17 protein-coding genes are annotated in these 18081 nt (G+C 69.3%); 12 read left to right on the plus strand and 5 right to left on the minus strand.

Annotated elements, in window-relative coordinates:
• Positions 1-5: 5 nt before the first annotated feature.
• On the minus strand, positions 6-1133 hold the full coding sequence (serC, locus tag AB0E69_RS04970; protein ID WP_360139644.1) for a phosphoserine transaminase: 1128 nt from the start codon (positions 1131-1133) through the stop codon (positions 6-8).
• 87 nt (positions 1134-1220) lie between these two features.
• Positions 1221-2054 carry a phytanoyl-CoA dioxygenase family protein gene (locus AB0E69_RS04975; RefSeq protein WP_360139647.1) on the minus strand — a complete coding sequence of 278 codons (834 nt, stop codon included), beginning with the start codon at positions 2052-2054 and terminating at the stop codon, positions 1221-1223.
• A gap of 117 nt (positions 2055-2171) precedes the next feature.
• Between AB0E69_RS04975 and AB0E69_RS04980 the strand changes: the two genes are divergently transcribed.
• A complete protein-coding gene (locus tag AB0E69_RS04980) occupies positions 2172-2912 on the plus strand; it encodes an AraC family transcriptional regulator (protein ID WP_360139650.1) in 741 nt (246 codons plus the stop codon).
• A 4-nt stretch (positions 2913-2916) separates the two neighbouring features.
• Here the strand turns inward: AB0E69_RS04980 and AB0E69_RS04985 are convergent, their stop codons facing one another.
• The gene (locus tag AB0E69_RS04985; protein WP_360139653.1) at positions 2917-4029 is read right to left on the minus strand and encodes a citrate synthase 2; all 1113 of its coding nucleotides are present in this window, start codon (positions 4027-4029) and stop codon (positions 2917-2919) included.
• Positions 4030-4156: 127 nt separating this feature from the next.
• Between AB0E69_RS04985 and AB0E69_RS04990 the strand changes: the two genes are divergently transcribed.
• Genes AB0E69_RS04990 through pdxH form a run of 3 tightly spaced genes read left to right on the plus strand, consistent with a single transcriptional unit; the run spans position 4157 to position 7314 of the window.
• Positions 4157-4756, plus strand: a complete 600-nt coding sequence (locus AB0E69_RS04990; RefSeq protein ID WP_360139656.1) for a hypothetical protein — start codon at positions 4157-4159, stop codon at positions 4754-4756.
• 31 nt (positions 4757-4787) lie between these two features.
• Complete coding sequence (locus AB0E69_RS04995; RefSeq protein ID WP_360139659.1) at positions 4788-6659, plus strand: hypothetical protein; 1872 nt, start codon at positions 4788-4790, stop codon at positions 6657-6659.
• A 10-nt stretch (positions 6660-6669) separates the two neighbouring features.
• The gene (pdxH, locus tag AB0E69_RS05000) at positions 6670-7314 is read left to right on the plus strand and encodes a pyridoxamine 5'-phosphate oxidase (RefSeq protein ID WP_360139662.1); all 645 of its coding nucleotides are present in this window, start codon (positions 6670-6672) and stop codon (positions 7312-7314) included.
• On the opposite strand, the gene AB0E69_RS05005 is transcribed toward pdxH, so the two are convergent.
• Entirely contained in the window at positions 7260-9434 is a 2175-nt protein-coding gene (locus AB0E69_RS05005; protein ID WP_360139665.1) for an MMPL family transporter, read from the minus strand. The genes pdxH and AB0E69_RS05005 overlap by 55 nt on opposite strands.
• Positions 9435-9542: 108 nt before the next feature.
• Here AB0E69_RS05005 and AB0E69_RS05010 point away from each other — a divergent pair, with 108 nt between their 5' ends.
• From AB0E69_RS05010 to AB0E69_RS05025, 4 genes are all read left to right on the plus strand, one after another.
• Positions 9543-10256, plus strand: coding sequence for a TetR/AcrR family transcriptional regulator (locus tag AB0E69_RS05010; RefSeq protein WP_360139668.1), 714 nt, complete (start codon positions 9543-9545; stop codon positions 10254-10256).
• Positions 10257-11442: 1186 nt separating this feature from the next.
• Positions 11443-11736, plus strand: coding sequence for a hypothetical protein (locus AB0E69_RS05015; protein WP_360139671.1), 294 nt, complete (start codon positions 11443-11445; stop codon positions 11734-11736).
• Complete coding sequence (locus AB0E69_RS05020; protein WP_360139674.1) at positions 11736-12707, plus strand: SPFH domain-containing protein; 972 nt, start codon at positions 11736-11738, stop codon at positions 12705-12707. Before AB0E69_RS05015 ends, AB0E69_RS05020 begins: the two co-directional genes overlap by 1 nt.
• Positions 12708-12711: 4 nt before the next feature.
• Complete coding sequence (locus AB0E69_RS05025; RefSeq protein WP_360139677.1) at positions 12712-13326, plus strand: CGNR zinc finger domain-containing protein; 615 nt, start codon at positions 12712-12714, stop codon at positions 13324-13326.
• On the opposite strand, the gene AB0E69_RS05030 is transcribed toward AB0E69_RS05025, so the two are convergent.
• Positions 13323-14045: a hypothetical protein gene (locus AB0E69_RS05030; protein WP_360139680.1), complete on the minus strand. Its 723-nt coding sequence runs from the start codon at positions 14043-14045 to the stop codon at positions 13323-13325. The two genes, AB0E69_RS05025 and AB0E69_RS05030, sit on opposite strands and share 4 nt — an antisense overlap.
• A 235-nt stretch (positions 14046-14280) precedes the next feature.
• Here AB0E69_RS05030 and AB0E69_RS05035 point away from each other — a divergent pair, with 235 nt between their 5' ends.
• From AB0E69_RS05035 to AB0E69_RS05050, 4 genes are all read left to right on the plus strand, one after another.
• Positions 14281-14907, plus strand: a complete 627-nt coding sequence (locus AB0E69_RS05035; RefSeq protein ID WP_360139683.1) for a TetR family transcriptional regulator — start codon at positions 14281-14283, stop codon at positions 14905-14907.
• Positions 14908-15074: 167 nt separating this feature from the next.
• The gene (locus AB0E69_RS05040; RefSeq protein WP_360139686.1) at positions 15075-16046 is read left to right on the plus strand and encodes an ROK family protein; all 972 of its coding nucleotides are present in this window, start codon (positions 15075-15077) and stop codon (positions 16044-16046) included.
• Positions 16043-17173: an N-acetylglucosamine-6-phosphate deacetylase gene (gene nagA, locus AB0E69_RS05045; RefSeq protein ID WP_360139689.1), complete on the plus strand. Its 1131-nt coding sequence runs from the start codon at positions 16043-16045 to the stop codon at positions 17171-17173. The genes AB0E69_RS05040 and nagA overlap by 4 nt, the downstream gene beginning before the upstream one ends.
• Positions 17161-18075, plus strand: coding sequence for a hexose kinase (locus AB0E69_RS05050; RefSeq protein ID WP_360139692.1), 915 nt, complete (start codon positions 17161-17163; stop codon positions 18073-18075). The genes nagA and AB0E69_RS05050 overlap by 13 nt, the downstream gene beginning before the upstream one ends.
• Positions 18076-18081: the final 6 nt, after the last annotated feature.

Genomic DNA, 18081 nt, shown 5'->3' on the forward strand with positions numbered 1-18081 from the left:
AAGATCTACTGCAGGTGCTCGACCACGTAGTCGATCGCCTGCGTCAGCTTCTCGACGTCCGCCGGGTCGACCGCCGGGAACATCGCCACTCGGAGCTGGTTCCGCCCGAGCTTCCGGTACGGCTCCGTGTCCACGATCCCGTTCGCGCGCAGCGTCTTCGCGACCGCGGTGGCGTCGATCGAGTCGTCCAGGTCGATCGTGCCGACGACCAGCGAGCGGGCGTCGGCGTCGGCGACGTACGGCGTTGCGTAGTCCGACTTCTCCGCCCAGGTGTACAGCCGGTTGCTGGAGTCCGTCGTACGTCCGACCGACCACTCCAGACCGCCCTGGCCGTTGATCCAGTCGGTCTGCTCGGCCATCAGGAAAAGCGTGGCCAGCGACGGCGTGTTGTACGTCTGGTTCTTGCTCGAGTTGTCGACCGCGGTGGCGAGGTCCAGGAACGCCGGGATCCACCGCCCGGACGCCGCGATCTCCTCGACCCGGGCGAGCGCCGCGGGGCTCATCAGCGCGATCCACAGGCCGCCGTCGGACGCGAAGCCCTTCTGCGGGGCGAAGTAGTACACGTCGACCTCGTTGACGTCGACCGGCAGGCCGGCCGCGCCCGACGTGGCGTCGATCGCGACCAGCGCGCCCTCGTCGGCGCCGTCGACGCGCTTGACCGGCGCCATCACGCCGGTGGAGGTCTCGTTGTGCGGCCAGGCATACAGGTCGACGCCGGCCTCGGCGACCGCGACCGGACGCGTGCCCGGCTCCGACTTCACGATCGACGGGTCGCCCAGGTGCGGCGCCAGCTGCGCGGCCTTGGCGAACTTGGAGGAGAACTCGCCGAAGCTCAGGTGCTGGCTCTTCTCCCGGATCAGCCCGAACGTCGCGGCGTCCCAGAAGGCGGTCGAGCCGCCGTTACCGAGCACGACCTGGTACCCGTCCGGCAGCTGGAACAGCTCGGCCACGCCGTCCTGGACGCGCTTCACCAGGTTCTTCACCGGCGCCTGGCGGTGCGACGTACCGAGCAGCTTGGCGCCCTCGGTCGCCAGCGCGGCCACGGCCTCCGGCCGCACCTTCGACGGCCCGGACCCGAACCGGCCGTCCGCGGGCTTCAGCTCTGCAGGAATCTGAATGTCGGTCACCAACATTCCCCTTCGTCGTCTGCAACTAGATAGCCGACGACGCTGTCAGCGCTCTCATCCTCCCACATCCGCCGGAAGCCCCACGGCGGGGTCTCACTCGTGCTTGCGCGTGATCGTCTGGGTGCCCGTGAGTACGGCGACCGGCCCGTCCGCCGTCTCGGTCCATTCACCGCACGCGCCGCCGCCCTCGGCGACCTCCAGCACCAGCTCCGTCCCGTCCATCCGCAGGACCGGGTGGTAGTACTGCGCCACCCGCTCGGCCTCGCCCTCGATGTAGTGGCCGATCAGCGCCCGCCGGAACCGGTCGGTCGTCACGTTCGGGTTGCTGCCGTGCACCAGCGCGCCGTGGAAGAACAGCACGTCCCCCGGTTCCATCTCCACCGGTACGGCGTCCAGCGACGACGGCACCGGAACCGTGACGTCGGTGAAGCTGACCGTGGTGTCCGCCTTCTCCGTGCACAGGATCGGCCACCGGTGCGAACCCGGCACGACCTCGAGGCACCCATTCGCCTCGTCGACGCGGTCCAGCGCCATCCACGCCGCGATGCACGTCCCCGGATCGGCCTTCAGGTAGAAGTTGTCCTGGTGCAGTGCCTGCCCTCTGGAGCCCGGCGGCTTGTAGTAGAGCATCGTCTGGACGGCGTACGGCGACCTGCCGAGCAGTTCGGTCATCACCTGGTCGATCCGCGGGTCGATCAACCACCGCAGCGACGTCTCGTCCCACCGATGCATCTGCGCCATCCGCGGGTACCGCTTCAGCGGATCCCGGTCCGTCGAGTCGAGCCCGGCGAAGTCATGGGCCTGTGGCCCGCGCTGCCGCGCCTCCATGTAGTGCTCCCGCAGCCGTTCGGCCTCGTCCACCGAGAACAGCCCACGCACCAGCGTGTACCCGTTCCGCTCGAACTCGTCCTTGTCCGAAACGCTCATCTACTACTCCCAGCTCGGAGGAAGCTACCCTTCAATTCTCCGAAAAAGAACCGGAAAGACCACGGACGATCCACGCGAGGAGTTGAACTTTTGGAGCATCGACTCACGATCGAGTGGATGTCGGCCCCGACCTTCTGGCGCTGCGAACCGAGCTGGTCCTGGACCTCGAGGCCGCTGCAGGACCACCTTCTCTGGTGCGTCCTCGACGGCCGCGGCACTCTTCAGCTCGGCAACGCGACCCAGGAGTTGCACCCCGGCGTCTGCGCGGTCTTCCAGCCTGGCGATGCGCCCCGAGCGACCCACGACCCGCACCGCCGGCTGCTGGTCTTCGGCATGCATTTCGAGACCGCGCAGGCCGCGCAGGCCGCGCAGGCCGCCCAGGCCGTCGCCCCGGATCCGCGCTGGGCCGAAGTCCACGACCGCGAGTTCCTCAAGATCCTGGCCCGCACCAGCGACGTCGCCTATCGCGGCCGGCGCACGCGCCAAGCAGAACTGTGCCTCGAGCAACTGATCACCCTGATCCGGGATGCCGACCCAGGTCCGGCGGTGACGGACATCGCGATCGACGACGTCGCCAGGCAGCTCCGCGAGGACCCCAGCCGCAGCTGGACGGTCGCCGAGATGGCTCGCGGTGCGGCGCTGTCCCGCGCGCAGTTCACCCGCCGCTTCGTCGCCCAGCTGGGCATGTCGCCCGCGCAGTACCTGATCCAGGCGCGCATAGACCGCGCCCACCAGCTCCTGACCGAGTCCGGCATGACCGTCACCGAGACCGCCGCCGCCCTCGGCTACACCGATGTCCCGTACTTCAGCCGCCAGTACAAGCAACGCACCGGCCGCTCACCCAGCCAGGACCGTTAGACCGTTAGGCCCAGGACGGGTCCCAGCCCTCGATCGACGTCGCCGGACGCGGCGCCGGACCCGAGTAGATCGCGGACGGGCGGATCAGCCGTCCGGTCCGTTTCTGCTCCAGCACGTGCGCGCTCCAGCCGGCGGTCCGCGCACAGGTGAACATCGACGTGAACATCGGCGGCGGTACCTCCGCGAAGTCCAGCACGATGGCGGCCCAGAACTCGACGTTTGTCTCCAGCACCCGGTCCGGTCGCCGCTCGCGCAGCTCTGTCAGCGCCGCCTGCTCCAGCGCCTCTGCCACCTCGTACCGCGGTGCGGACAGCTCACGCGCGGTACGGCGAAGTACCCGCGCCCGCGGGTCTTCCGCGCGGTACACCCGGTGACCGAAGCCCATCAGCCGCTCGCCGGCGTCCAGCAGACCCTTCACGTACGTCCGGGCGTCACCGTTGCGCTCGACACCCTCGATCATGGTCAGCACCCGCGCCGGCGCACCACCGTGCAGCGGACCGGACATCGCACCCACCGCACCGGACAGGGCAGCAGCAACGTCCGCTCCGGTCGACGCGATCACTCGTGCGGTGAAGGTCGAGGCGTTCATCCCGTGCTCGGCCGCGGACGTCCAGTACGCGTCGACCGCCTGTACATGCTTGGGATCCGGCTCGCCGCGCCAGCGGATCATGAACCGCTCGGTGATCGTGTTCGCCTTGTCCACCTCGCGTTGCGGCACCATCGGGTGGCCGACGCCGCGGGCCGCCTGGGCGACGTACGACAGCGCCATCACGGCCGCGCGGGAGAGGTCGTCCCGGGCCTGTACGTCGTCGATGTCGTAGAGCGGCCGCAGACCCCAGGCGGGTGCGAGCATCGCCAGCGCGGACTGTACGTCGACCCGGACGTCGCCGGTGTGCACCGGCAGCGGGAACGGCTCGGCCGGCGGGAGACCCGGCGTGAACGAACCGTCGACCAGCAGGCCCCAGACGTTCTCGAACGGCACCCGGCCGACCAGATCCTCGATGTCCACGCCCCGGTAGCGCAGCGCCGAACCCTCTTTGTCCGGTTCGGCGATCTGGGTGTCGAACGCAACAACGCCCTCCAGCCCGTGCTGCACCTCGGTCTTCGGATCAGACATGCGACTCCCTCGACGTCGTCATTCAGGCGGCTCAGGCAGCCTACGCCGCGGTAACGGCGCACCAACAGATGTGTGACCAGCTCGGCACGTCGCCGCCCTGGACCGTCGACCGGTCTACGCTCGGGTCATGCCCGCCAAACCCATTCCCGCCCTGGGCCTCGTGCTCGGGCTCGTGCTCGGCTACGTCGACGTGGTCGGTGCGTCGTACGCCGCCTACCGGCTGGCTGTCGTCCGCCAGGTCAGGTTCGAGAGCGCCGTCGGACACGGTCTGCAGTGGTTGCTGCTGCTTCTCGTTCTCGCTCTCGTTACCGGATTGGTGATGGCGCCACGACGGATCGGAGCGGGGGCAATGGTCGGCACCGGCCTCTTCATGGCCGTCGTCGGCCTGCTCGTGCAGGTGCTGCCGCTGCGCCAGGCCGCTGACTTCAGCAAGCTCTTCCAGGTGCCTGGCAGCAACTTCCTGCCGTACCTGCTGCTGGACGGCTCGGTCATGTTCATGGGTGCGGCCTTCCTCATCGCGGGGATCGGGCGCTGGGTCTCGGACGCCAAGACCACCCGCGCACAGCTCGGCGGCGGGCAGCCGGCGTTGCCTGGTCAGCAGCAGTGGGGCGGTTACCCGGGCCAGCAGCAACAGGCGCCGTACCAGCCACAGCAGCCGCCGTACCAGCCGGGTCAGCCGGGTCAACAGCCGCCGCCGTACCAGCCGGGCCAGCAGCCGCCGCGATAACTTTCCGAGCGGGGCCCGCATCTGGCTCTGCATGGAAACGGTGATCGCCTACACATACGCGCACGGTGGCGCGGCGCGGGCGGCCGCGGGGCGGGCCCGCGTCGAGGCGTACTACGGCGACCTGTGGGAGCACGAGGCAAAGCACCAGGGGTACGACGGCCAGACGGTCGGGCTGCACAGCTGGGATCGCCAGGACGGAAGTTGCTTCTGGCCCTCGTGGCACGACTCCGCCGAGCTCCGGGTGGCCAGCGTGTACACGCCGCTCGGCTACCAGCGCATCATCGGCGACGTCCCGCCGTACGACGCTCCGGTGCGGCTGGCCCAAGCAGTACGGCGTACTCCGGCCGCGTTCCTCGAGCTCGCGCCGCCGTTCACGATGGCCGTCCTGGACGCCGACGCGGAGCGTCTCGAGCTGTTCACCGATTCGATCGGTGTCGGCCGGCTCTTCCAGATCCGCCTTCCCGACGGCTGGGTGTGGAGCAACCGCCCGGTCGCGGCGCTCCTGTTCGCCGGCCTCCCCGCGAAGGCCGCCGCCCGAGGGTGGAGCTTCGCCGCCGCCTGCGGCTGGTTCATGGACGACAGCACGCCGTACGACGGTGTCCTCGCGGTCGCCGGCTCCACGCATATCGTTGCCGACGGCCCCCGTCAACAACGAACCGTGACCCAGATCGAGTCCGCGAGTGTCTGGTCGACCGACAACCCGGAAACGGTCGAGGAGACGGCCGACGCGCTGCAGGATGTCGCGCGGTCCGTTGGCAGGTTGTGGCCCGGCCGACCGACCGTGGACCTCAGCGGCGGGCGGGACTCCCGCGTCGTCGCGGCAGCCTTCCTCAAGGCCGGCGTGGATCTGAAGCTCAACAGCTACGACGCGGTGCCGGGCGAGCTGGCGGTGGCCGAGTCCCTGGTCCAGCTGGTGAAGGCACCGGTCGAGCACGTGGTGACGCGCAAAGCACCTGGCAAGGTCGTGCTGCCGCAGCCGATCGAGCTGGTCGATCGCGCCCGTAGATGGCATCGGTACGCCGAAGGGCTGCGCCCGGCCAGCTACCTGTTCCACGCTCCACCGAAGGGCGCGGTCACCCATCTCGCGATCGGCGGTGCTGGTGGAGAAGTTGCCCACGGCCACTTCTACCCGGCCGACGTCCTCCAGCTCGACACCTTGCCGCTGAACCGCAAACTGAATGCCTTCAGCAACCATCTGCAACGCCGCCTGGCGCCGGCCGCCGGCCCGGCGCAGACCTCGCGGACCGCGCTGGCCGACCAGATCGACCACGTCCTGCGGACCGCGGTGCACGGCGGCATCGAGAACGCCACCATGCTCGACTACTTCTACGTCGTCGAACGCCTCCGCCGCTGGGGCACCACCGGCGAACGCAGCGGCGTGCTCTCGCCGCTGCTCGTCCCGTCCTTCGTCCGGGCCGCGTTCGCCCTAGACCCGGCCCAGCGCGTCGAGAACGCGCTCCACCGCGACCTGGTCCGGCGGCTCGTCCCCGAGTGGGCCGACGTCCCGTTCTTCAAGCCCGACCCGTCCGTGAGCACCCGCCGTACCCAGCCGCTGGTACGCCGCCTGGCGGACGCGGCTGATCGGGAGCTGATCGAGCAGCTGGTCACCAACGTCGACGGCTTCGACGGACCGGCCTTGCGCACGCTCTGGGCCGCTTCTGTAGCCGGGGCGAGCTCGGCGGCAGCCGAAGCGACTCTCCGCCAGGCGCTGTGGCGGGCCGCGTTCGACGAGCACCTGGTCGAGGTGAACCACCACGTGGCCGACGCGCCCGTCGTACAACGACCAAAGGCGCCCAGTGCGACGCCGGCAGCACCGGGTCGACCGCGTAGCCCGCTGGTTCGGCGGCTGGCCCGGACCAGCCTGTGGAAGGCCTACCGCCGGAGCCGGTTCGGACGTAAGTAGGCTCGATCCCGTGGACCTTGCGGAGATGCGGGAGACGTACGGCCTAGGTGAGCTGCTCGAGAGCCAGGTGGACCGGGACCCGGTCGTCCAGTTCCAGGTCTGGCTGGAGCAGGCGCGAGAGGCTGGACTGGCCGAACCCAACGCGATGGTGGTTGCGACCGCAGACGCTGACGGCCGTCCGTCCGCGCGGACCGTGTTGCTGAAGCGGGTCGACGAGCGTGGGCTGGTGTTCTACACCAACCAGCAGTCACGCAAGGCCGAGGACCTGGCTGCCAACCCGCAGTGCGCGCTGGTCTTCCCGTGGCACGCCATGGAGCGTCAGGTCCGCGTCGAAGGCACCGTGAGCAAGCTCCCGACCGAGGAGGTCGACGAGTACTTCGCCAGTCGACCGCGGGGCTCCCAGCTCGGCGCGTGGGCGTCCCAGCAGAGTCAGCCGGTCGCCTCCCGTGAGGAGCTCGACCTGCAGTACGCGTCGTACGAGCGGCAGTGGCCGGAGGGCACCGAGATCTCGACGCCGTACTTCTGGGGCGGCTACCTGGTCGAGCCGCGGGCGTTCGAGTTCTGGCAGGGCCGCACCGGCCGTCTGCACGACCGCCTGGCCTATCGCCGGACCAGCTCGTCCGAGTCCTGGGAGTTGGTCAGGCTCCAGCCCTGAGGTTCCCCGGACTCGCGGATGCCGTAGCGCTTCCACCAGCGGACGAGTGCTTGTGGAGCCCACCAGTTCGCGCGGCCGAGCAACCGCATCGTCGCCGGCACCAGCAACGCCCGGACGATGGTCGCGTCCAGCGCGATCGCGATCACCAGCCCGACCCCGATCATCTTCACGAACACGATGCCCGAGGTGGAGAACGCCGCCACCACGATGATCAGCAGCAGCGCCGCGCTGGTGATGATCCCGCCGGTCCGCTGCAGCCCGAGCGCCACGGACAGGGTGTTGTCGCCGCTGCGGTCGTACTCCTCCCGGATCCGGCTGAGCAGGAAGACCTCGTAGTCCATCGACAGCCCGAACAGCACCGCGAAGAGCAGCACCGGGTTGGTCGCATCGAGGAACCCTGCCGGCGTGAAGTCGAGCAGCCCGGACAGGTGTCCGTCCTGGAAGATCCACACCATCGCCCCGAACGCCGCCGACAGCGACAGCACGTTCATCACCAGCGCCTTGGCCGGTAGCACGAACGATCCGAACGCGAGGAACAGCAACACGAAGGTGACGATGACGATGAAGCCGGCCATGTACGGCGCGCGCTGTTTGAGGACGTGCAACAGGTCGATCGTCGCGGCTGTGTCACCGCCGACCTCGACCTCGGTCCCGCTGGGCGGAGACACTGCTCGGACCGCGTGTACGACGTCCCGCGCGGCCAGCTCCTGACCGGTGAAGTGCGTGTGCACGACGACCGACGCGACCCCGTTCTTGTACCCCGCGATCCGGACGTTCTCGACGTCCGGGATCTGCTGGAGGCGAGCGACGTACGGCGCCAGCGTCGTGGTCGGATCGCCCCTGAGCTGGACGGCCGCGTAGATGTCCGACCCGCCCGCGCCGGGGAAGTCGCGCTGCAGGGTCTCGGTGACGGTTCGCGAGGTTGCGCCGGCCGGCAGCGAGCGGTGGTCGACACCGCCTAGTTGTGCGCTGAGGAACGGGATCCCCAGCACGAGCAGGATCGGCACGAGGACCACGACGTACCGGATCGGGCGGCGCATCACGCTGTGGGCGAGGCGGTACCAGGCGCCGTGCTCGGCGCGGGCCTTGCGCGGCTTGAAGATCCGGAGCTTGTTCACCCGGTGCCCGAGGACGGCGAGCAGCGCCGGCAGCGCGGTCAGGGCCGCGATCATCGCCACCGCGACGGCCGCGACTCCGCCGTACGCCATCGACTTCAGGAACATCACCGGGAACAGCACCAGGCTGCTGATCGCCACGCCGACGGTCACGCCGGAGAACGCGACCGTCCGCCCGGCCGTCGCCATCGTCGCGGTCAGCGCGGTCTCCACATCGTTGCTGCGGGCAAGTTCTTCGCGGAAGCGGGTGACGATGAACAGCGCGTAGTCGATGGCCAGCCCGAGCCCGATCATCGTGACGATGTTGATCGAGAAGATCGACACGTCGGTGACCGCCGACAGGCCGCGGAGCAGGACGAACGAGCCGAGGATCGCCAGCGCGCCGACGAACAGCGGCAACGACGCGGCCACCAGGCCGCCGAAGACGATCACCAGCAGGATCAGCACGATCGGCGTCGAGATCGACTCGGCCTTCACGATGTCGTGCTCGGTCTGGGTGTTCACCTCGTCGAAGACCGCGACCTCGCCGCCGACCTTGGCGTCGAGTCCCGGGGGAGCGGTGCGGACCTGGTCCGCGATGTCGTGGAACGTGTCCAGCCGGTCCTCGGGCGTCGCGCCGGCCAGTGTGAGTACGGCGTACGTGCTGTGCTGGTCCTTCGAGACGAAGACCGGCGACTTGCTGCTCCAGTACGTCGTGGTGCCGAGGACGGCGGTGGACGGGAGCCCGGAGAGGTGCTGCTCGACCGACTGCCGGAAGGCGGGATCGGCGACCGTCCGGGAGTCGCTGTGGTAGAGCACGATCACGTCGGTGCCGGTGCGGCCGACGTTCTGCTCGATGGTCTTGACCGAACGCGCGGCCTCGGTGTTCGGCGCGTCGAAGCCGCCGTTGGCCAGCGAGCCGAACACGCCGGTGCCCCAGGCCAGGCCGAGGGCGACGAAGACGCCGGTCAGTGCGAGGACGAGCCGGCGGCGCCGGTAGGCGAAGTGGCCGAGCGTCTCGAACACGAAACTCTCCCAGGGCGTTAGATTGGAGCAGCGGAAGTAGAGTGAACAGCGTTAACAGTTAACACTGTAAACGGGTCCCTAGAGGTCATGTCAAGGAGTGTTCGTACATTGGCTGAGTCCGGACGCGAGCAGCGGCGGGCGGCGACGGTCGCCGAGATCAAGGCGGCCGCCCGACGGCTGCTGATCAGCGGTGGCACGGCCGCGATCGGTCTCCGCGCGGTCGCGCGCGAGCTCGGGCTGACCCCGCCGGCGTTGTACCGGTACTACCCGAGCCACGAGGCACTGGTCGGTGCGCTGATCGCCGACCTGTACGACGAGCTGACGGCAGCGCTGATGGACCTGCAGAACACGGACGAGGCGGCCGACCTCGGCGCTCGGCTTTACCTGCTCGCGAACGGCTTGCGGGACTGGGGGCTGGCGAACCCGGCCGAGTTCGCGCTGCTGTTCGGGACGGCGGTGCCGAGCCCGGACGCGCCGGACCACGAGGAGACGGTCGGGCACCAGGCCGCGATGCGCTTCGGGAGTCTGTTCAAGGAGCTGGTGGCGCAGATCTGGCACTGGCAGCCGTTCCCGTACCCACCGGACGAGCAGCTAGGGGTGGAGCTCGTCGAGCACCTGACGCAGGAGTCGGAGCACTTCGGCGGGATGCCGGCGGGGGCGATCTACCTGTCGCTCACCTTCTGGACCAGGCTGTACGGCCTGATCTGCATGGAGGTCTTCGGCCAGCTGCACTGGGTCCTGCCCGACGCAACGGCGTACTTCGAGGCCCAGCTGTACGAGATCGGGCTGGCGCTCGGGCTGGACTGCCCTGCCCCTGAGTAGCCGGCCCTGAGTAGCCGGCCGCGGACCCTGCTCCTGAGTAGCCGGTCGGGGGAGACAGAAAGAAGCCCGCGGGCGCTTCCAGAGACACGACCGGGTGGTCGACGCTCAGGGTCAGGCGGACTACCCTGACTGCCCGCGGGCCCGGTGGCGGCGTTGAACTAGCCGACCACATGCCCACTGTTAGTGGTTGGCGGTCAGCCCGCCGCCACCTCACGAGTCCGATAGCTATACATGCTTTGGACCACCTCCCTTCGCGTGTACTGCGAACCTATCTCCGCCCCGACCCCCGTTCAACCAGTTTTCGCCGAGGGAGAACGGAAGTACGCCCACGCCCCCTACGCACCCGCTACGTTCGTCGCTGCGCTCTTCACCGCGGGTGCTCCGTGGGCTCCCACCCGCCCCCGGCTTGGCGCCGGAGTTGCGGGCTGGCGCCCGCGTGTGACAGCGGGCTTAGCGCTGCCGCGCCACCGCACTACCGACCGGTCCCCACCGGCCCGGGAAAGCCCCACGCCCGCTGCGCACCCGCTACGTTCGTCGCTGCGCTCCTCACCGCGGGTGCTCCGTGGGGCTCCCACCCACCCCCGGCTTAGCGCCGGAGTGGCGGGCTGCCGCCCGCGTGTGACAGCGGGCTTAGCGCGACACGCCACCGCCTTACCGAACCGTCTCCACCTGCTCGGGGATCCCCGCGCCCGGCTTGGCGCCGGTGTTGCGGGCTGGCGCCCGCGTGTGACAGCGGGCTTAGCGCCACGCCGCCACTGCCCTATCCAGCTGTCTCCACCTGCCCGGGGAAAGCCACGCGCACATGTCGGGGAAAGCCGCGCACCACATGCCGGGGGAATCCGCACGTGCCGCCGAGTTCGTCGCGTTGATGTCCTAGGCGGGCTACGAGCGGGGCGGTAAGGGACGCAGCTCCAGGACGTTTCGCCACTGGGCTACCGGACGGGCCGGGGGCCGTGTCCAGCGGTGGGATGTCTGGCCTGCAGGTCCTGCCAACGGCCGGCGGTGCCCGGGCGGCGGTGCCGCCTGTAGTCACGGGCGGCAGCCGGAAGTAGTTGCCGTCGTGCTCACAGCCCGCCAGGGCATCCCGCCGCTGGCGGGCTGGGAGTGACCACCTGCGGCGAAGGTCATCCGGCCGTGGCGCACGGCGTTCGGGGTCGGCTCGCCTGGGATGGACGAGAATCGGGGCATGATCCGATTTGGGCTCATCCCGCTGTTGTTGATTGTTGGAACCGGGTGGTTTGCGTGGGCGTCGTACCGGCGGGCCGTTCAGGCGGAGCAGGCGTTGGCCGCAGTCAACGCTGAGCATCGGGCGTTGATGAACGAGGTGCGGGCGCTCGAGCGGGCGGTCGCGGCGGCGGAGCAGGGGCTGCGTACGCTCAGCTCGCATCCGTCGGTGCCGCGGGATGTCGCGGTGACGGCCGACCTGACCCTCGCCGACGTCCGGCGACTGGTGGAGAACAGCAAGGAGCTCGACAACTGATGGTGAAACTGGGGAACGCCACGGCGGCGATCAAGCCACGGGGCGGCACCAAGGCGAAGGTGGTCGGCGGGCTGATCGCGGCGGTGATCGTGATCATCATCCTGTTCAACATCTTCAACTTCGCGAGTACCGACACGAACCGGATCGGGCTGCACTACGGCGGCGGCATCGTCGAGGCGAAGAAGTTCAAGTCGATCATCCCGCCGGGCTCGACGAACAAGATGATCGGCCCGGGCGACACCCTGTACACGTACCCGATCGACCAGCGCTCGTACATCATCGGCGGCGACGGTGCCGACACGGACGCGGCCGACGAGGTCACCGTGGTCAGCAAGGACAACGTCCGGCTCGGGGTCCGGGTGCAGGTGTACTTCACGCTGAACCGCGACAAGGACGTGCTGAAATCGTTCCACGAGCGGATCGGGCTGAAGACCGAGGCCTACACCGACTCCGGCTGGGACGAGATGCTGAAGAGCTACTTCCGGCCGCAGATCGACCGGGCGTTGTCCGCGGTCGCGACCGACTACAACTGGGCCGAGCTGTACAACAACGAGTCGAAGAAGTCGGCCTTCCAGACCGCGGCGGCCAAGGAGTTCACCCGGCTGCTGCCGGCTGCCGTCGGCGGCGACTACTTCTGCGGGCCGGGCTACAACGGCAACAACGACTGCGGCGAGCTGTCGTTCACGATCCAGAAGCCGATGCCGCTGGACAAGGGCATCATCGACGGGCTGGAGGCGAAGCAGCGCGCCGAGCTGGCGAAGGCCACGCAGGAGCAGAAGAACCAGCAGGTCAACGTCGAGCTGCAGTCGGTCCAGCAGCAGGTCAAGCTGCTCGGGGCGCAGGGTTACCTGCTGAAGTCTGCGATCGAGTCGGGCAAGATCCAGTTCATGGTCATCCCGCAGAACGGCAACGTCAGCATCCCGGTGCCGACCACCACCCAGCAGACTCCGGCCCAGCAACCGTCACGCTGACCTGATGAACGGTCTGCCGTCGCACCTCGAGCTCGTGCAGGGGGTCGTGCTGCCCAAACCGGTCGGCGCGCACCCCGTGCTCGACTTCGTCGACACCCGGTCCGAGTGGACCACTGGCGGACCGCCCCGGACCGAGTGGCTGACGTCGTACGAGGCGTTCCTGATCTGGAACTCGTACGCCGGTCTGCTGCCGCCGGCCACGGTGTTCCGGTTGATCGAGCAGGCGGGCAGCAAACCGACCGAGGCGACGCGGCGGCTGAACGCGACCCTGGACTTCCGGGTCGACCTGTACGACGTGCTGACCGGCGCGGCGACCGATGGGTCGTTCGAGGCAGTCGCGCGGGTGATCGAGAAGGCGTCCGGCCGGCGCCGCCTGGTGCCGGCCGGCCCGCAAGGTTCAGCCGCCGAGTGGGAGCTGCCAGAGGACCTGGCGCTCCCGCTCGACAACCTGGCGTCGCTCGCGGGGGAGCTGCTGACCAGTCCATCCCGCGAGCACGTGCGGATCTGCCCGTCCTGCGGCTGGCTGTTCCTCGACCCCCGCGGCCGCCGTCGCTGGTGCTCGATGGCCACCTGCGGCAACCGCGCGAAGGTCCGAGCCCACGCAGCCCGCGGCCGTTAGTTAAAGAGCGCGGGGTCCACGAGGATCCAGGTGTGCTTGGCGCGGGCGAGGACGCGGCCGTCGGCGTCGTACAGCGTGCTTGCGGTGAACGTCTTTCGGCCGTCCTCGCCGAGGTAGCGGCCGAGCGCGACGCACTCCTCGCCGACCTGTGGGCGGGCGTCGATGCATGCGGTCAGCTGGCCGAGCACGGACGGACGGCCGTCCAGGTCGATCGTCCAGCCGCCGGGGCAGTCGAGCGCGGCCCAGAGGAAGAGCTCGTCGACCAGGCCCTCGGTGGCGAGGTCGGCGCCCGGCGTCCACGTGCACGCCGTACGGCCCTCGTCTATCGGTCCCGGCCGGAGCTGCAGCCCACCGGCGTTGGACGGTCCGCAGACGAAGCAGTTCGGGAACGGGTGGTTCCGCAGCCCGCGGTACGCCGCCTCCGCCGCTCGCGCCTCCTCCGCTGACACCGGGTCGATCGTCGCGTCGGCCAGGAAGCCGCCGTCGACCGGTACGCCGTCCGCGACCAGCGCGTCACCGTCTGTGAGGCGAGCGCCGGCGGCCTCGGCAGTCAGCGACAGGTCCCGGTCCATCGGCGGCGGCACCCGCAAGGTCACTTTCGGGACCTGTGCGTCCGGCAGCTGTGCTGCCAGCGCGGTGCCGACGAGCCCTGCGACGTACCCACCGTTACCGGACCGGTCCGGACCCTGGAACCGGCGTGCCACCTGCACGAAACTCATGGCGCCTGAGCCTAATGCAGTCACCCTAAACAGTTGTTTGGACACGGAAAGTGACGAGGTTGAGGGCCCGGAGTGAAGGGAAGAAAAGGGTTTCAGAGAAATCTGAGGAATTCTCGGAAAGAAGTACTTGAGCCCTCCAGTTCAAACGACCGCTTGAACTATGCTGACTGCAGGCTACGGCGCGTGAGCAGGTGGGGTGCCTGAGCGAGCAGTAGCTGGGGGGAAGGAGAACTCTGTGGAAACACCGGTCGAATCGACCCGGGAGAGATTGCTCAACGTCGCCGAGCAACGATTCGGTGAAGGGGGTTACGAGGGAACGTCGCTCCGTGCCATCACGGTCGCGGCGGCCGCGAACATCGCGGCGGTCAACTATCACTTCGGCTCGAAGGAAGCGCTGTTGCGGGCCGCGGTCGCGCGCGCGATGGCGCCGGTCAACACCGAACGGCGGCGCCGGCTGGACCAGCTGGAGGCCCGTGGGGCACCGACGCCCGAACAGCTGATCCGGGCGTTCATCGAGCCCGGCCTCGACCTGGTACTGCGCCGCGGTGAGCGCGGGGCGGTGGTCGCGCGGTTCATCGGCCGGATCGCGTTCGATCCGAGCCAGCGGATCCGGGAGTTGTACGCGGCCGAGTCGGATCCGATCGAGAGCCGCTACCTGGCTGCTCTGCAGGCCGCGATCCCGCACGCGTCACCCGAAGCCGTGTCCTTCGGGTACGTGAACATGCTCGGCCTGCTCGCACTGCACCAGTCACAGGCACTGTCGCGCGCGCCTGGCGTCGGCAGTACCGAGGATCCCGGCAAGCTCGCCGAGAACCTGGTCGCATTCCTGGTCGCAGCCTTCGACCATGGCCTCAGACCGTGAGGTCCTGACGCTGCTGGGCCCGGAAGTTCGTGGCACCCTGCCCACGAATTCCCGGACCGACGCAGAACCAGGGGATCGGACGACAGCTCGAAGTGGTCTGGATAACAGTGTCCGGAAATTGCTCACGGATGTTCGGACTGCCGGGTAACGCTGCATAATGGCGCTCCGTGGACCCCTGTGAAGTCGTGGTTGCCGTCGATCTCGGTGGAACCCGGATGAAGTGCGGCCTGGTCGCCGCCGACGGTGCCGTGCTGCACCGTGAGACCAGGCCCACGCCCCGGGAGGCCGGCGGTCGTGCCGTGCTCGACGCGCTGCTCGAGACTGTGGTCGAGCTCAGCCAGAAGACGACTGCCGAGGGCCACCAGGTGCGTGCCATCGGTGTCGTCGTCCCCGGTGTCATCGACGCCGAGAACGGTACGGTCGGCGCCGAGAACCTGGAGTGGGTCGGTACGCCGGTCCTCGCCGAGCTGAAGGCCGCCCTGCACCCCGTCGTCGCCGGCGACGTCCCGATCGTGCTCGCCCACGACGTCCGCGCCGGCGGGTACGCGGAGTTCCGCCAGGGCGCCCTGGCCGGCACCACGAACTCCATGTTCCTCCCGCTCGGGACCGGGATCGCGGCCGCGATGATCGTCGATGGCTCGCTGGTCAGCGGCGACGGGTACGCCGGTGAGCTCGGCCACTCGAAGTTCATCTACGGCGCCGCCGCCGAACTGTGCGCCTGCGGCCAGTGGGGGTGCCTCGAGACGGTCGCCTCCGCTGCCGCGCTGGCCCGCCGGTACGGCGCACGCACCGGCCGGACCGTCGATGGTGCCCGTGAGGTCCTCGAGCTGCTGGCGGCCGGGGATCCCGACGCCGAGCAGGTCTGGCAGGACGCATTGAACGTCCTCATCGACGCCCTGGTCCTCTACACGACCCTGGTCGCGCCGACGAGGATCGCGATCGGCGGCGGACTGGTCGGAGCCGGCGAGACGCTGCTGCAGCCGCTCCGCGACGGCGTGCACGCCCGACTGACGTTCCAGCGCGAGCCGGAGATCGTCGCGGCCGTGCTCGGTGAGGAAGCCGGCATGCTCGGCGCCGCGCTGATGGCGTGGGACCGCGTAGAAGTTGAGGCTGCCGCCAACGAGGAGGGGGTTGCATGACGACGTACCGCGTGGGCCGAGTGGTCACGCCGGACGATGTGCTGGAAGGCGCCTGGATCCAGGTGGTCGACGAGGACATCCACGCCTTCGGTCGCCGGTCGGAGGGCATGCCGGCCGACGGCAAGCGGCCCGAGGACCTCGGTGACGTGACGGTCGTGCCCGGGTTCGTCGACATCCACACCCACGGCGGTGGCGGGTCGTCGTACTCGACCACCGATCCGGAGGAGGCGAAGAAGGTCGCGGCCTTCCACGCCAAGCACGGTACGACGACCACGATGGCGAGCCTGGTCTCGTCGCCGCTCGACGTCCTGGTGTCGCAGACGGCCTGTCTCGCCGACCTGATCACCGACGGCGTGATCGCCGGTGTACACCTCGAAGGCCCGTTCCTGTCGAAGGCGCGCTGTGGTGCGCACGACCCGGCGTTGCTGCGGCCGCCGCTCAAGGACGATGTGGCCAAGGTGCTGAGCGACGCGGTGAAGATGGTGACGATCGCGCCGGAGCTGGAGAACGGGCTGGAGGCGATCCGCCAGGTCGTCGACGCGGGCGCGGTCGCCGCGCTCGGGCACACCGACGCGACGTACGAGCAGATGATCGCCGGTGCGGACGCCGGCGCGACCGTGGCGACCCATCTCTTCAACGGAATGCGGCCGTTCCACCACCGCGATCCCGGGCCGGTCGGCGCCGCGCTGAACGACGAGCGGCTGCTGCTCGAGGTGATCAACGATGGTATGCACCTGGACCCGCAGGTGGTCCGGGTCGCGTTGGCCGCCGCCGGCGTGGACCGGATCGCGCTGATCACCGACGCGATGGCCGCGGCCGGGATGCCGGACGGGAAGTACCAGATCGGCGAGCTGGCCGTTGAGGTGACCAACGGTCTGGTGACGCTTGCCGAGGGCGCGCACTCGATCGCGGGGAGCACCCTCACCATGGATGTTGCCTACCGCAACGCGGTGCGGGCCGGCACGTCGCTGGTCGACGCGTCCCGGATGGCGTCGACGACGCCGGCCCGGAAGTTCGGCTGGTACGACGTCGGCGCGATCGAGACCGGCCGGCGTGCGGACCTGGTCCTGCTCGACGACGAGTACGTCGTGCAGAGGGTGATGCGGGCGGGGTCGTGGCTGGACTGATAGGAACCGTCACTCTCAACCTCGCGCTGGACGTCACGTACGAGGTCGACGAGCTGGTGGTCGGCGGTAGTCACCGGATCGACCGGATCCGGCGGCGGGCCGGTGGCAAGGGCGTGAACGTCGCGCGGGTCGCGGCCACGCTCGGCCACCAGGTACTCGTGCTCGGATTCGTCGGTGGGGTCACCGGTGAGCTGGTGGCCGAGGAACTGTTCGACGCCGGGCTGACCGCGCTGCTCACCCCGATCGCCGGTGAGACCCGCCGTACCGTTGCCATCGTCAACGATGCGGACGGCGACGCGACGATCTTCAACGAAGCTGGGCCGTCCGTGGATATGGACGAGTGGCGCGCGTTGCAGGAGCGGATGCCCTGGCGGCGCCTCGGTGTGCTCGCCTGCTCGGGCAGTCTGCCGCCGGGCCTCCCGATGGATGCGTACGCCGAGCTCGCCGTGAACGCCAGGCGACACGATGTGCTGTCCGTGATCGACACCGGCGGAGTCGCGCTCACCGTCGCTGCCAAGGCGGGTGCAGTCGTGCGTGCGAACGCCTCCGAGCTGCGAGCTGCGATCGGTGATGTCGAGGTCGAAGAGGGTGCGTCCGAGCTGGTGGCGCTCGGTGCGACCGCGGCGGTGATCACCGACGGACCGCGCGGGATGGTTGCCGCAAGCAACAGGGGGGTCTGGCGGGCGCTGCCGGTGGAGCAGGTGTCGGGCAACCCGACCGGCGCCGGCGACGCTTGTACGGCGGTCGTCGCGGCCGCGGTCGCGGAGACACCCGAGCCCGACTGGTCCGTCGTACTCAAGTCTGCTGTGGCCGCGTCGGCTGCCGCTGTCCTGACACCGGTTGCCGGAGACATCGATCTGGCGGCGTACCGGCGCTGGCAACCGCTCGTCACCGTCAACTAGAAGGAG

Source organism: Kribbella sp. NPDC026611, from assembly GCF_040638345.1.
GTDB lineage: Bacteria > Actinomycetota > Actinomycetes > Propionibacteriales > Kribbellaceae > Kribbella.

What these genes read in the sequence shown, in the direction of transcription:
- AB0E69_RS04990 (WP_360139656.1), top strand. Translation starts at nt 4,157, where the DNA reads ATGCCCGCCAAACCCATTCCCGCCCTGGGCCTCGTGCTCGGGCTCGTG.
- AB0E69_RS05020 (WP_360139674.1), top strand. Translation starts at nt 11,736, where the DNA reads ATGGTGAAACTGGGGAACGCCACGGCGGCGATCAAGCCACGGGGCGGC.
- nagA (WP_360139689.1), top strand. Translation starts at nt 16,043, where the DNA reads ATGACGACGTACCGCGTGGGCCGAGTGGTCACGCCGGACGATGTGCTG.
- AB0E69_RS05025 (WP_360139677.1), top strand. Translation starts at nt 12,712, where the DNA reads ATGAACGGTCTGCCGTCGCACCTCGAGCTCGTGCAGGGGGTCGTGCTG.
- AB0E69_RS05015 (WP_360139671.1), top strand. Translation starts at nt 11,443, where the DNA reads ATGATCCGATTTGGGCTCATCCCGCTGTTGTTGATTGTTGGAACCGGG.
- AB0E69_RS04980 (WP_360139650.1), top strand. Translation starts at nt 2,172, where the DNA reads ATGTCGGCCCCGACCTTCTGGCGCTGCGAACCGAGCTGGTCCTGGACC.
- serC (WP_360139644.1), bottom strand. Translation starts at nt 1,133, where the DNA reads ATGTTGGTGACCGACATTCAGATTCCTGCAGAGCTGAAGCCCGCGGAC.
- AB0E69_RS05030 (WP_360139680.1), bottom strand. Translation starts at nt 14,045, where the DNA reads ATGAGTTTCGTGCAGGTGGCACGCCGGTTCCAGGGTCCGGACCGGTCC.
- AB0E69_RS04985 (WP_360139653.1), bottom strand. Translation starts at nt 4,029, where the DNA reads ATGTCTGATCCGAAGACCGAGGTGCAGCACGGGCTGGAGGGCGTTGTT.
- AB0E69_RS04995 (WP_360139659.1), top strand. Translation starts at nt 4,788, where the DNA reads ATGGAAACGGTGATCGCCTACACATACGCGCACGGTGGCGCGGCGCGG.
- AB0E69_RS04975 (WP_360139647.1), bottom strand. Translation starts at nt 2,054, where the DNA reads ATGAGCGTTTCGGACAAGGACGAGTTCGAGCGGAACGGGTACACGCTG.